Source organism: Paenibacillus sp. P4_A7, from assembly GCF_056402455.1.
Genome location: NZ_JBFUHJ010000101.1, coordinates 1 through 15,825 on the forward strand (window position 1 = coordinate 1; position 15,825 = coordinate 15,825).

At 41.2% G+C, this 15,825-nt stretch carries 7 protein-coding genes and 1 pseudogene; 7 read left to right on the top strand and 1 reads right to left on the bottom strand.

The features are described 5' to 3' along the window. Positions 1-244 (bottom strand): TetR/AcrR family transcriptional regulator (locus AC1DWN_RS14840; RefSeq protein ID WP_477559675.1); only part of this gene is annotated, 244 nt, incomplete at its 3' end. Between the two features lie 388 nt (positions 245-632). Between AC1DWN_RS14840 and AC1DWN_RS14845 the strand changes: the two are divergent. From AC1DWN_RS14845 to AC1DWN_RS14875, 7 genes and pseudogenes are all read left to right on the top strand, one after another. Next, a pseudogene (locus AC1DWN_RS14845) lies at positions 633-824 on the top strand (SAM-dependent methyltransferase); the annotation flags it as partial. Between the two features lie 230 nt (positions 825-1,054). After that, positions 1,055-3,397, top strand: coding sequence for a helix-turn-helix domain-containing protein (locus AC1DWN_RS14850; protein WP_477559676.1), 2,343 nt, complete (start codon positions 1,055-1,057; stop codon positions 3,395-3,397). A gap of 212 nt (positions 3,398-3,609) precedes the next feature. Beyond that, a complete protein-coding gene (locus tag AC1DWN_RS14855) occupies positions 3,610-4,518 on the top strand; it encodes an ABC transporter permease (RefSeq protein WP_477559677.1) in 909 nt (302 codons plus the stop codon). Positions 4,519-4,532: 14 nt separating this feature from the next. Continuing rightward, complete coding sequence (locus tag AC1DWN_RS14860) at positions 4,533-5,408, top strand: carbohydrate ABC transporter permease (protein WP_477559678.1); 876 nt, start codon at positions 4,533-4,535, stop codon at positions 5,406-5,408. 65 nt (positions 5,409-5,473) lie between these two features. Then, positions 5,474-7,015: an ABC transporter substrate-binding protein gene (locus tag AC1DWN_RS14865; RefSeq protein WP_477559679.1), complete on the top strand. Its 1,542-nt coding sequence runs from the start codon at positions 5,474-5,476 to the stop codon at positions 7,013-7,015. Between the two features lie 103 nt (positions 7,016-7,118). After that, the gene (locus AC1DWN_RS14870; RefSeq protein WP_477559680.1) at positions 7,119-11,936 is read left to right on the top strand and encodes an immunoglobulin-like domain-containing protein; all 4,818 of its coding nucleotides are present in this window, start codon (positions 7,119-7,121) and stop codon (positions 11,934-11,936) included. Positions 11,937-12,089: 153 nt separating this feature from the next. Next, the coding region (locus AC1DWN_RS14875) for a right-handed parallel beta-helix repeat-containing protein (protein ID WP_477559681.1) at positions 12,090-15,825 on the top strand (3,736 nt) is incomplete at its 3' end.

The following is a 15,825-nucleotide window of genomic DNA, read 5'->3' on the forward strand; positions in this document are numbered from 1 at the left end:
CTTCAAAATTTTCTTTCGTATAGTCTTCGATATTGAAAAAGTTGTCAAAGCCAATACTTTTGCATATTTCATCAAAAAGCACATCAATAATGGATTCTTTTGATACAAAATGATAATACAAAGCAGGCTTTGATATTTTCAATTCTTTGGCGATCATGGTCATACTTGTTTTTTCAAAGCCGTGCTCAGCGAATAAGCGATACCCAGTTTCCAAAATATTAGTATACGTTGAAGTCATATTCATTTCATTAACACCCTCCAATAGTCAACTTACTTACCGTTCGGTAAGTTCACTTTACATGACACTGCTGCTTTTTGCAATAGGGAGATTAAATACGAAATTGGCAATGCTTGAAGTTGTTCTTGTGCACCCACCTAATTATCAATTATAGTTAATGAATCTTTCAATTGAGGTGAAATGGGATGTATGTCCACTTTGTTCGAAGTAACTAGTTCACGGGCTGGGTAAAACGCGTACCAGCTGTTAAGGGGATAGTTTGCCCTTTTGACCAATAAGGACTATTACTTTAAATAAAGCGTCATTGAAGGGTGGATAATAAATATGAACAAATTTGATTATATGAAGTTCTACGAAGAAGTCGGACAATTAAACGGTTGGGATTTTAGCAGTAGAATATTTCGAAACGTACGAGGATTTAGTATTTCTACTGAAACACACGCCGATTATTCCTGATTTCGGGAAACATAAAAATGATTTTGAAATACTCGAAAAACTTATAACTGATAATAAAACCGGAAAAGGAATTCAGACAAATTCCAAACGATTTATGATCATTGCGAAAAAAGTAAATGATAAATTATGATTAGTTATTAAATAAAAAAGGCAGCTAAGCGTCTCAAGAAATTGAGAGGCGTAGTTGCCTTTTTTAGATAATGTTTGACTTTCTGGGTCTCACCCACTATTGTTCTAGTAGCTATGAAAACGTGGATCTGATTTAAACGACACAGTTTTCTTCTTGTTGATTTTATCCAGTTGGCTATTAATAAAAAAAACTTCTTAGAACTTCGGATGAGCAAGAAAGGTGGAGTACAATTGCTGAGCAAAGCTTCTTTCAAAAACAGAAAATTTTTTAAAGGAATGTATTTATGGATCGCTGTAGTGATTTGTCTTCTGGTGACCATTTTCTCCGCAACGATCTATTACAATGTGAAGAAGAATGTGGTGGAGAACAACTATTCATTAAATAAACAAACGTTGTATCAGATGAAATATAACATAACGTATATGAATGAAACCGTTAGGCATCTCATTTCATCGATATATTTTAGTGCTGAAGCTGACTATTTGCTGAATGTAAAAGATACGGACAATAAAGTTTTTGACATTAACCTGACATTAAATAAAATGACTAAATCAATTATTAACAATAATCCGCTAGTGCAATCTATCTATGTCTATAACCCGCACGAAGACCTCTTCTTCTCTACCTATAACGGAATGTTCTACGAAGATGAGGAATTGTTGAAATCGCTTAAAACCTACAAGACTGTTCCGATGCTTGAACCGATTGCGAGGAAAGGACAAGATTCTAAAAAAAATGAAGATATATTTACTTATGTCATGTATGAGTCAGCCAGTCCGAAGGGTGTCTTAGACGGCTCTATTTTTGTTAATGTAAATGCGGATTTGGTTATCAATAACCTGAAGACCATTAACACCAATGATGCAAAAGGTGAGTTTTTCTTGCTTAGCGATAAACGTCAAATCATTAATCGGGACAGCATCGACCAAAGTATGCAAGAGCCAGTCCTACAACTGTTCAACAGTAAAATTAAGAAGTCGATCGAGCAAGGTGAGCAATACGGCTATTTAATCGATCAAATCGAGGGTCGCGAATACTTCATTACGTACATGTATATTGAAGGTGCGGACTGGGTCTTAGTTAAAACGCAACATCTCTCGGATGTATTAAAATATATGAACAAAATTCAACTGAGTATTGTGCTGATGACGATTATTTTTCTGGCACTCAGCATTCTCGTTTCATTTACGTTATCCAAACGTATCTATAGACCGATTGGCAGTCTTGTTCAGAGAATGAGCACTGAGAAGTTGATTGCAGACGGGAGTGAGGACTCCAATCAGGATGAGATTGGTTTCCTGAATAAGTCGTATAGTAAGTTCGTTGAGTTGGTGAATACGGCTCAAAGTAATGAGCAGGATAACCTGCTTACTTTGAAAAACTATTATTTGAGGAATTTGCTTATTGATAGTGAGGCTGCTAGTGAAAGAGAGTTAAGTATCTTATATGATCACAGTCAGCTTTCGTTAGATTTGGACGGCAATTTCATTGTTTGTGTAGTGAAAATCGATAATTATCAATCGTTTAAAGACAGTAATAGCAGTAGAGATATTGAATTGTACAAATATGCCATCGTCAATATTTCTGCCGAAACTGTAGCAAACCTGTTCATGAATGAATCATTGGATATGAAAAGAGATCATTTTGCGATTATTGCGTATTCCGAACTTAAGGACAAGGATACCCTATATCGGGATCTTCATTTATCCATTTCAGAATTACAAAATAATATTACCAGCTTTCTGGGTCTCTCCGTAACTGTGTCAATAGGGTCTGTTGTTGAAGAAATACACGAGCTCTCCCAGAGCTATCATATCGCGCTGAGCAATTCGAATTATCGTTATGTTATGGGCAAGAATACGATTATTACTCCGGATTTGGTTGATAAGCAAAACAAAAGCCATGAACTTAACTATTCCGTTCATCTGGAGAAGAAGCTTATCGAAGAAATGAAATCCAACAATCTTGACGCTTCCGAGGATACGTTGTTTACCATTCTGCAGGAAATTTCGGGACAAGCGGGCAGTCACATAACTTTTTCGGTCATGCTATTGATCAGAACCATTATGACGACCGTATACGAAATGAATGATTTCAAATACAATCAGTCCATAATCGACTTCAACGCGGTGTATAGCAAATTTATCGATTTGGAAACGATAGACGAAATCTATGACGAGTTGAAGAGTCTACTGCGGCGGATGATTAGCGTGGAGAAATATCAAGTTCATGAAAAACATAACGTCATTGTGGAGACGATAAAGGATAGCATTCAGAAAAATTACTCGGATCTTGATCTATCGCTACAGAAGCTAGGTACACTGTTTAAGATGTCACCGACGTATCTTGGGCAAATTTTCAAAGGGCAGATGGGAATGTCAGTCGCATCCTATATTAACGAAGTACGAATTCTCCGTGCCCAAGAGTGGCTGGAAACTTCTAATTTAAGTGTTGTACAAATTATGGATAAGGTCGGTATTGCGAACGAAACTAGCTTTTACCGATTGTTCAAGAAGAAATTTGGATGCTCTCCTAAAGAATATGCTTTTATCAAATCCATTCAAGAAAAATAAGAGTGTAAAAAAGTGGATAACCCAGTGCGATGAGCGCAGGTTGTCCGCTTTTTTTGTGTTTTGGCAGTTTTTCGATAAATTGATAGTCCTATAATTCGCATAACAGCGGGGTAAACTGCACTTTTGTCAGTTTCTAAGCTACAGGTGATCCGATATATTTAGTTCAGTAACCAGGTAGGTGATCACACAAAAATTATAGGCAGGTGAAGAGATTGAAGGCTTTGCGTACTTTCCGCAAAAACAAGGAATTGTTTCTTTTGACGATTCCAGGCGTGTTATTTATTTTTATTTTCAATTACATCCCACTCTATGGACTGGTACTTCCCTTTAAAGATTATCAATTCGATTTGGGTTTTTGGAAAAGCCCATGGGTGGGATTTGAAAATTTCAAATTCCTTTTCACAAGTGATGATGCATTACGGATAACCAGAAATACGATTGTACTGAATGCGCTTTTCATCGTAGTATTACTTCTATTTTCCATTTTTTTTGCATTGATCTTGTACGAGATGTCACGTAAATTTGTGAAGCTGTACCAGACGGTCATGTTTTTTCCTTTCTTCCTATCCTGGGTTGTCGTCAGTTATGTGTTTCTGGCCTTACTGGATATGGATCATGGATTAGTAAATATGCTGCTTCAGAAGCTTCATATAGAACCGGTTTTATGGTATAACGAAGCCTCCTACTGGCCGTCGCTTCTTGTTAGTGCAAATACGTGGAAAAACGTCGGTTACTATACGATCATTTACTATACCGGCTTATTAGGAATAGATAGTGAATTGTTCGATGCGGCTGATATTGATGGCGCCAACAAATGGCATAAGATCAAAAACATCTCCCTTCCGATGTTAAAGCCATTAATCACGTTATTGCTGCTGCTCCAAATCGGGAAAATATTTTATGGAAATTTTGATCTTTTTTACAATTTGACGCGGGATTCATCGCTGTTGTACTCTACGACAGACGTTATTGACACCTATGTCTATCGATCACTTAAAGGCGTAGGAGATTTAGGGATGTCTTCCGCTGCCGGCGCTTACCAATCTGTTGTCGGTTTTATCCTTGTCATTGTTACTAATTGGATTATAAGAAGATATGACAGAGAAAATGCACTATTTTAAGGATGTGAGATAAAATGCGGCTGAAGCTATTCAACATAACCATTCATAGCGTGATGATCATCGTTTCGTTATTGTGCGTGGTTCCGATGTTGCTCGTATTGTCTGTTTCTGTAACTAGCGACGCGGATATCCTCAAAAATGGATATTCATTTTTCCCAGAACACTTTGACCTGGCAGCGTATCGGTTTATATTCAATAATCCGACGCAGCTCTTCACCTCTTACTTAGTAACGATCATCGTTTCGATTGTAGGTACGGTCGTCGGATTATTGATTACATCTATGCTAGCGTATGCCATCTCTAGAAAAGACTATGCTTATGCGACAAAAACGACTTTCTTTGTGTTTTTCTCGATGCTCATTAGCGGTGGATTAATCCCATGGTACATCTTGGTAGTCAACCAACTGCATCTGAAGGATACGATATTCGCTTTAATCGTTCCCTATCTGGTCAGCGCGTGGTTTGTCATGCTGATGAAAGGATTTTTTGCAAATATTTCACCGGCGATTATTGAATCTGCGAAAATCGATGGGGCAAGCGAGCTTGTGGTTTATGCCAAAATCGTGCTTCCAATCGCCAAACCTGGTCTTGCTACTGTAGGTTTGTTCTACTTGCTCACCTATTGGAACGATTACTACCTAAGCTTAATGTTTATTCAGAACAATACCGAGATTATTTCCTTGCAATATATGCTGTTCAAAATCCAATCGAATATGGACTTCCTTAAGAGTGCTTTTGTTCCGCCTTGGATGGTTAACAAAGTATCGTTGCCTGATTTATCGGTGAGAATGGCGCTTGCCGTACTGGCTGCAGGCCCTATGATGTTTGTCTTTCCATTCTTTCAGAAGTATTTCGAAAAAGGGATTACAGTCGGCTCAGTAAAAGGGTAGTCATCGGATCTTGATTGTTACTGCGAATGCAGTTTCAATAGATATTAACTACAGGGGGTATACAAATGTTAAGAAAACAGTTATTAATCTGCATGACCATGATCCTTTCCTTATCTTTGCTCATCAGCGCATGTGGATCAAAGACGACTACACCGAAAGAAACTGCAAGCCCATCATCAAGTGCAACGGAAACGGACACGGGATCAAAGGAAACGCCGGAGCTGGAGCCAGTTGAATTAACATGGTACACAGTAGGTACGGTCCAACCGGATCACCAGGCTGTAATGGATGAAGTGAACAAAATTTTAAAAGCAAAGATCAATACAACGTTGAAGTTAAACGTCATCGATTGGGGTGCTTTCGATGAGAAAATGAAAGTAATCACTTCGACGAACGAAACGTACGATCTGGCGTTTACATCCTCTTGGGCGAATAACTATGCGTCTAATGTTTTGGGCGGCGCATACGTACCGCTGGATGATTTGCTGAAGCAATACGGTAAAAATATATTAGAGCAGGTTCCTGCAAAGTATTGGGACGCTACCAAAGTAGATGGTAAAATCTATGGCTCATTGAATTATCAAACGTATTTTATCGCTAGAGGTCTTGCTTTTAACAAAGAACTTGTCGATAAGTATGGTTTTGATGTGACTAGCGTAAAAAAACCAAGCGATCTGACTCCATTCTTTGAGAAAGTAAAAAGCGGCGAACCTGGTATGACAGGGTACCTACCTGCAATGACAAGCTTCCCGGAATTATTCAATATGGAGTCTGGCTTTACAATCGWTGCTGTTCAAGGCAATAGTATGTTCCCGTTGATGATCAACGTAGACGACAAGGATTTGAAAGTATACGACGGTGTGGAAAGCCCGGAATTCATGGATTTGATGAAAGTGTACAGAGATTGGTATCAGAAGGGGTACATCAAGAAAGATGCAATATCACGCAAAGATTATAAAGCAGAGGCTAAATCCGGAAAATATGCGGTGTGGAGTCGTGGAGGGGGTCCAGGTGCCAGTGAGACAGCTACTACTGAACAAGGAAATCCTACAGTCGTAATCGACGCCGCTCCAGCCTATGTCAATACCGGCGGAGTTATTGCAACGATGACGGCGATTTCCAGAACGAGCAAGAATCCGGAAAGAGCGATGATGCTGCTTGACTTGCTGTATTCGGATAAAGAACTGTTCCGTTTAATTTCTAATGGAATTGAAGGAAAGCACTATAAAAAAGTAGACAACGACACAATGGAGCTTATACCGGATAGCGGGTATGTTCCGGGAACTAACTGGGAATACGGAAATATTTTTAATGATTATCAAAATAATCAAACGCCTGTTTCAATGGATGAGATGAGAACATTAAACGAAACTTCCGCGACATCTCCATTGCTAGGCTTCCTGTACAATCCGGATTCCTTGAAGCAAGAATATGCTCAAGTGAATGCGATCATGGGTGAAATGGTTCCTGCCATGATGACCGGTACAGTAGACCCTGAGGTTATGATCCCTAAATACTTGGAGCGTTTGAAGAAAGCAGGCTTAGACAAGCTGATTGAAGATGCTCAGAAGCAAATCGATGCATGGAAATCAGCAAATGGAAAATAATTGTTAACTCTTTAAAACTGGAACCGTCCAATCCCAATCCGGAGTAAGACGGTTCTTCTTACTGAGATAATTACTTACTAAAGAATTTTTGGGAGGTAACAGCATGTTTAAAAAGTTAGCAATCGTTCTAGCATTTGTTCTGAGTATTAACGGGGTTGCGACAATGACGCCGTCAGTTAAAGCAGCCAGCAATACGTATTATGTCTCCACAACAGGAGACGATTCTAATTCTGGTACGATAGACAAGCCTTTTAAGACGATTCAAAAAGCTTCAAGTGCTCTAACGGCAGGGGATACCGTATACTTGCGCGGCGGTACTTATAATGAAACGATCGCACCGATAACTGACGGTACTTCTCTTGATCCCATAAAATATAAAGCGTTTCCAAACGAAACTGTAACTATTAGCGGAAGTGACCCTGTTACAGGTTGGACGCTAGATTCGGGAAGTGTATACAAGGCACCGATGAACTTGGGTCTAGGAGACGGCAACCAGATATTCGTAAACGGTGAAATGATGCGTTTGGCGCAAAACACCAATTGGACAAATGATTTAGACTTGTTTGATGTAGGATGGTCCAAAATGCAAAGTGGAACGCCTACGTCTATTACAGACACGGGTCTTAACAAGCCCGATAATTACTGGGTTGGAGCTACGGTGATTGTAAAAGGCTGGTGGTCTACGCAATCGGTGAAAGTAAAAAGTTCCATAGGATCGACAATATATTTTGACAAGCTCCCATGGTCGGATCAATATACGAATCCGGCTGCAGGAGGAAAGTATATGATTGCTGGCGTGAAGGGAGAGCTTGATAGGCAGAAGGAATGGTATTACGACGCCCTTACTTCAACTCTTTATCTTTGGGCGCCTGGCGGCGTGGATCCGAATGAATTAACCGTAGAAGCGAAAAAGAGAAAATATGCTGTAGACTTAACTGGACGTTCTTATATCCATATTGAAGGCATTAACACGATCGGCGGTTCTATCACGACTAAAGACGGAAGCTACAATATGATTAAAGGGATCAATGCCAAATATTTATCACATACGATCGGGCTCCAGAAAGCGTATTCATATGATGATACCGGTATTGATTTGGATGGTAATTATAATACCATTAGAGATAGCGAAATCAAGTACAGCTCTGGAAACGGTATCGTTCTTAGAGGAACAAATAATAACGTTATCAATAATTTAATTCATGAAACAGATTATATGGGCACTTATAATGCTACTGTTGCATTGGCTGGCGGTAAGCGCCATCTAGTATCCTACAACACGCTTTACAACACGGGAAGATCCGTAATTGGCGGAGAAAAATTTACTGAATCCATTATTGAATATAACGATATTTCCAGAACAGGTAAGTTAAGCTACGATCTAGGCGGGATATACTTTGCGCGGGTTGATGGCGGAAATACGGAAATTAGATATAACTGGATTCATGATATGGATAGTCAGGATTGTAAGAGCTGTGAACTAGGCGTTTATGTTGACTCGAATACACATGGCTTCCTCATCCATCATAACACTGCATGGAATGCTAGAACGAGCTATTACATCGGTGGTCGTACAGATCACAACTTTATTTACAATAATCAGTCCAAACCAAGAATTATAGTGCTTTCCACTGACTACAAGTATAACAACGAGGTTTCTAACAATATCGTCGAGGAAGGCGTACAGTTCCACTGGGAAGCTCAGCCTGGGATTCATGCTTATGTAGAAGGAAATGTGAAAGAAGGATACGATCAACACCAATTTGGTCGAGCAGGTCATAATTTTGAAAATCCGCCGTATCCTGTATTTGCGCCAACAAGACATGAGTTTAGCAATCTTGCTAGAAACTATGGATTTGAAGCAGATTTGGATGGTTGGGAATTAACAGGCAGCAAGGATGTTAAATATCATTTTTCACCAATGCTCAACCTGAACGATCAGTACGCAACGACGAGAACTGCAGATGGCTCCGTTTTGTTCGGACCGGGTATGAATGGTATTGAACAATTGGTGACAGGATTAAACCCGAATACAACATATGAGCTATCAGGCTGGACAAAGGTTTCAGCAGGTGAAGAAGCTGTGATGGGTATTCGAGTAGGTAACGAAGACTTGAAAGAGAAAGTTACAGATACGAAAAATGGTTGGAAGCATGTTTTTATTCGATTCACAACAGATGAGAATCAAATAAGTGCAACGATTTATTTGACGAAAACTTCTGCAGGCTCAGGTGTCGTTTACGGTGATGATATCGGTTTGCGCAAGCAGAGAATGTCGGAACTTCCAGAACCTCCAGACCCTAATTTGATCCCTCAATCTGGAATGACAGCTACGGCGACGAGTGAGGAGATCATAGAAGCAGCTAATGGAGCAAATCGTGCAATTGATGGAGATCCAGGCACATTCTGGCATACCAAGTGGACGCCAAAGCATGTTCCAGAATCGATTACATTGGACCTTGGTACTAGCTACAAAATTAACAAATTGAAATATTTGCCAAGGCAAGATTCGCCAAGCGGCAGAATTACGAAATATGTTATCTATGTAAGCTCTAATGGTACTGATTTTGTTGAGGCAGCCTCTGGTACTTGGGGTCAAGATCCTGCTGAAAAAACAGCAGAATTTAAGGCAGTAGAGGCAAAATACATTATGCTAAAAGGTGAAGAAGCATTTAACGGCTGGGTGACTGCCGCAGAAATTAATGTCTTTAAAGAGGACCCGAATGCACCAGATGTTAATGCAGATAAAGAAGAATTGGAAATTGGCTTTGCAGTCGAAGATAGTGCAGCTTCTGTAACACAGGATATCAATCTGCCATTAGCAGGCTCACATGGTTCTGAAATTACGTGGACGTCTAGCAAGTCGAGTGTTATTGCTGCTGACGGTAAGGTGACACGTCCTGCATATGGTCAAGCGGATGCGATTGTAAAGCTGACTGCTACGCTTACCAAAGGAAGAGTAACAGAAAAGAAAATGTTCGAGTTAGTTGTAAAGGCGATTACAKTACATCCGAGTGCACCAGATGTTGAAGCAGATAAAGCGGAGCTGGAAATCGGGTACGCGGAAGGCGATCATGCGGCGTCGGTGACACAGGATGTAAATCTGCCAACATCAGGCTCCCGTGGCTCATTGATCACATGGGCATCCGTCGATACAAGCGTGGTTGCCGATAACGGTAAGGTGACGCGTCCGGCGAACGGCCAAAATGATGCAGTTGTTACGTTGACAGCTACGATCATTAAAGGCGAGGCGTCGGAAACGAAATCCTTCGATGTAACGGTGAAAGCAGAAAGCTTGAAGCCAAACACAGATGCTGAAGACGTAGCTGCAGAAAAAGCTGCGCTGGAAATTGGATACGCGGGAAGCGATAATACGACGTCGGTGACGCAGGATGTGAATCTGCCATTATCAGGCTCCCGCGGCTCATTGATCACATGGGCATCCAGCGATACAAGCGTGGTTGCCGATAACGGTAAGGTGACGCGTCCGGCGAACGGCCAAAATGATGCAGTTGTTACGTTGACAGCTACGATCATTAAAGGCGAGGCGTCGGAAACGAAATCCTTCGATGTAACAGTCAAGGCAAGCCCCGCGCCGGTAAATCCGGAGCAGCCATCATCTGGGCAAGGTTCTGGTGTAATTCCAACGCCAAAACCGGAGATTACGGATACGGGCGTGACTTTGGGTGGAGCTTTGGTCCATGTAACCCAAATAAACGAGAATGGAAAAGCGACTAAGAAGGTATCTATCAAACCTGAGGTTCTTATCAGTGCCTTCGAATTATTAGATCCGAATCATAAAGATGCACAAACGGTTACTATCGTTTTAAAGGGTACGGAAGCTGTAAGTAAAATCGAAATTTCCGCTGTGGTGCTAGCAAAAGCTGCTAAAATCGCACCGGATGCTTCCATCTTGATTCAAGGCGAGCAAGCGTATTACAGGTTACCCGTTACATTGCTTGACATTGCATCTTTGGCTCAAGAGCTAGGTGTAAAAGAAGATGAAATGATCATTAGCCTAAACATAGAACAAGTAACAGGAGCTGCAGGCGAAAAGCTTGATGCGGCGATTCAACAAGAAGGAATATCACAACTTGGACAAGCATTCGACTTCAGCATTACAGCTGAAGCAAACGGAAGAAAAGTGGCAGTTAACAATTTCGGAACCCGATATGTAGAGCGCGTAATCGTCGTGCCGCAAGCCGTAAATACATCCGAACTGACAGCCGTTCTTTATCATCCGGAAACGAATGAACTGTCATTCGTGCCTGCAATATTCAAGACGGAGAATGGGAAGATAGAGGCAACTTTGAAGCGAAACGGAAACAGCGTGTACGCGATCGTTTCTTCCAAGAAAACTTTTACCGATGTGAACAGACATTGGGCGAAACAAGAGATCGAACTTCTTGCTTCGAAGCTGATCGTACGCGGGGTAAGTGACACAAGCTTTGCGCCAGACAGCCGGATTACCCGGGCGGAATTTACTTCTATGCTCGTTCGGTCACTAGGCCTAACCCCAGCGACAGCGAAAGCATCCTTCTCCGACGTGTCGAATTCGGATTGGTATGCGGGATCAATCGGCGCCGCAGTAGAAGCCAAGCTTATTGAAGGGTTTGAAGATGGATCCTTCCGGCCGACAGCCCGGATTACACGTGAGCAGATGGCGTTTATGATTTCCAGAGCCATTAATGCTGCGGGCAAATCCATAGCTGAAAGCGATTCAGACGAGGGGGTATTGTCTAAATTTGCGGATCAAGCATCTATCCGCGCTTGGGCAAGGCCGGCAATCGCTCAATGTGTCAACGTCGGAATTATTTCCGGTAAATCTGGCCAAAAGCTGGACCCTTCTTCTGATGCAAGCCGAGCGGAAGTGGCCGTAATGCTGAAGAGATTCTTGCAGTATGTACAATTTATAAATTAAGGAACACTGGGACGATGTGAACAGTCTCGGCATTTGACCGGKGCTGTTCCATAACAAGGAAATTTACAACACACTAGTATGGGGCGTTGAGGGCAAGCATGAAGGCCCTGCGAGTTTTCGAAAAGATACTTCAGAATGTGAGGGGACGATGGAATGAGTAAATCTATTCCTAGAAAAATATTACATGTATTTTTATATGTTACGTTGATTTTCAGCCCTATCCTTGGCTCTATTCAAAATGTAAGCGCTAATGCGGCAGGAAACAATGTTTACGCACAGTTTTTTGTATCTCCAACAGGCAGCGACGATAATGATGGGACTTATGAGCGCCCGTTTCTGACCATTGCAAAAGCTCAACAAGCTGTTCGTCAAATCAATCAAACGATGACTGGCGACATTAATGTGTTTGTTGCACCGGGCGATTATTACATTCATGACCCGTTGAAATTCGACGAACGGGATTCAGGTTTTAATGAACACCAGGTTCATTATAAAAGCCTAGGAGTTCCTGGAAGCGCGCATTTAATTGGCGGCGAACCTATTACAGGTGGATGGGAGCAGACGAGTGCTGCAGATGTAGATGGTACAGATTATTTAAGTCAATTGCCACAATCTGCGGAGGGTAAAGTATATAAAGTTAAACTTGATCCTGAACAATATAACTTCAACCAACTTTATATTGGCTCTCAAAAAGATAATATTGGCTTCGAAAAAGCGATCATGGCCCGTACGCCCAATAAGGTAGAGGATCCTGAATTCCCATCGTGGAATGGCCCCTATTTCGAGTCAACCCGCGGTTCAAACAAAGATATGGGTTACAAAGCAAGCGACCTGACTCCGGCTCAAATAGATGCACTAGTAAAAGCTCAAGTCGCAAATGTTGCAGAAATTGCTCAACTTTTTGTTTTTGACTGTGGAGGATATGCTTTTGAGTCTAACACTCTTCCTATTAACAGAATCGATACAACGAATTCTATGATGTATTCACCGTTCGATCCTGCGCATCCTGAAATGTATATTACAAAATACAACATTAATGCCAATGCTCGTTATTTCTTGCAAGGAAATATTTCATTCTTGGAATCGCCTGGCGAGTATCACTATGATAAAAAAACAGGCTGGCTTTACTACTATCCAACGGCAGCTGACGGAGTAACAAGTGCTCAGGATATGAACAACTTGAATATCGTAGTTCCGACGACGAAGGAAATTATTCGTTTGCAAGGCTCTGATAAACCGGAAATTGCGGATTGGGGCAAAGCACCGGATCTTGCAAAACAAGTTAGCCATATCACTTTCGACGGATTCACTCTCGAAGCTACAGAATCAGATAATTATATTGTAGATGGCTGGAGCTATGGTGAAACTTGGTATGCTGGCGGTACAGCAATTCCAAACCCACCACCAGAGGCAGCGGGCAGTACACAGCCCTATTATTCTGACTATGCTGTTCGTCCTGCATATATGCATGGCGGGTTCACATTGATTAATACTAATAATATTACTATTCAAAACAGCCGAATTACTAATATGGGACTATTTGGAATCGTTGTTTGGCGCGATAATTCGCACAATACGTTCCAAAACCTTGTTATCGAAAACACGGGTATGGGCGGTATCAATACGGATGGCGGTTATCCAGGAGTTGGAAAATACAATAACAACCATACGTTCTATAATTTGTCCATTCACAATGTTGGACAAGTCAATGCTTTTGGTGCTGGATTACAAGTAATGAATACAGGTTTTAGCCATTTTAAGAACCTCGAAATTTACTATGCTCCACGACGTGCAATTTCATTTGTTGGTCAGGCACAGACTATGCCTAGTGCTAGTCCAAACTTTGACCCGGTGAGAGATGTGTATAACTACGGCAACCGTTTCGAATATATTTATGTGCATGATGCGGAGCAAGATACTGCTGAGGATAGTGCTATATTCATTGGAGCTCTCTTCAAAGGCAACGATGTACAGAGAAAATACAATACAAAGGACCCGTCAAAGGCTATCAATCCAGCAACAGGTCAGCCATATGGTGAATCCAAGGCGGGTAATGTCTTTAATCAAATTGTAACTTCTGATATTGGTAGTGCAGCCGACGTCCGCGATCCTAATACGGTTCATGGTATGGACTTGGCTATGGGCGCTACAGGTACTTATCTTTCTAATATCGAAGGTATTAACAATCAAAGTGCTAATTTACGTGTTGAACCGACTCAAAATGGTGATGTATTTTATGTAGATAACGTAAACAGCGATTATCCAACGTCAGCGTATAGTCCGCGTCTCTATTATTCGTTTGACAATTCGAAGATGGAATATGACCGTATCGGTATTAACCGTCAAGAGTTTCCATTTACTTCTGAATTGTATAATCCAAACTCGCCGAAATTACAATCGGATAGCTATTTTTCGGATGATTTTGAAGGCGGAGAGATTGACACAACAAAATGGTCAATTGAAAAAGGTAATCCTGTTATTTCCACCGCGTATACAGCAGAAGGTCCGTTCAACGGTCATTATTCTCTGTTCATTAACGGTGGTGCGAAAGGGAATTCAGACGGGGTTGCAGTCAGTAGAACATTCGACCACAACTTAAACAAAACCGTAACTGGTTGGTTCTTCGATAAACGTCGTGATTATGCCGGTAATGACTACAATGAAGGATTAAACGATTCGGATGTTAGAGGTCAATCCTACATGAGAGTTGATGACAATACTTCTGCCAAACATGTTGGGCTTGGAATTAACGGTCATGCTAGCAGAGACTATTTCACTTATCTTGATGGTACGACTGAAAAGTTAACAACTATACCGCGTAGTTTTGGGTGGCATCAGTTTAAGTTTGACTACTCTATTGCCGGCAAAGTTACACTTTATATTAATGACCAAGAGGTAACAACACTCGATAGAGCGTCATTCAAATATATTGGAATGGGAAATTACGATAGCACTGGCGCTCCAGGCAAAAATACTGGTATGTCCTACTACGATCTAATCGATGTTTACGGTGGTGTAGACGCTGATCCAGTAGTACCGCTTCAACCGAGTGTGGGTTCAGTACCACCTTATACGCCACCGGTAGAAGTAGTACCTGCTACATTAATCAACTGGGATTTTGAGAACGGTATGCCGACAACCGAGAAAGCAATTACAAATACCGGACAGTCTGCAGAATTTAATAAAAATGGTTTTACAACTTTCTGGGGAACTAATCCGAATTTGAAAGTTATTGCGAACCCGAAGAAAGATACACCAAATGACAGCAATAATATTATGATCGTCAATAATGAACCATCCCTGTATTATGAAGAGGCGCCTGCGCATAATTGGAGCAATTACACGCTTGATTTGAAATTTGCGCTTGCTAGTGATTATACAGACACTGCACATCCATTACGTTTCTTTGTTAATACGCAGCCGATCGTCAAATCCGGTACTCACGCTGGGAAAATGACATACCAACCGGCTGGATACAATGTTGCTTTTAATAAAAGCAACAATAAAATGGAGTTATACCGTGCAGATCAAAATAGTGATGCTACCCATACGAACACCAAAATAGAGGGATCGACAAGTGCTGATCTGCCTGCTGACCTATTTAAAGCAGTCACTGGCACTGGCAAGTGGCATACGTTATCCATCACTGTAGCTGGAGGTACTATATCCGCAACGCTTGACGGAACTATGACAATTGCAGGGCAAGACTCAACCTATACAAGCGGCTTTATTTCTTTTGCTCCTTGGGACTCCGGCCAAGCTAAGTTTAACTTGGGCGTAGACGATATTAGTGTAAAGACAATCGCAAACGCACCGAATATGGTATATGATGCGAATCTCAAGCTGGGTAATGCAACATTGAATGGAGAATTCAACCCTAGTCATACAT

Excerpts from the sequence above, each read along its gene's own strand:
- AC1DWN_RS14860 (WP_477559678.1), top strand. The coding sequence starts at position 4,533 with ATGCGGCTGAAGCTATTCAACATAACCATTCATAGCGTGATGATCATC.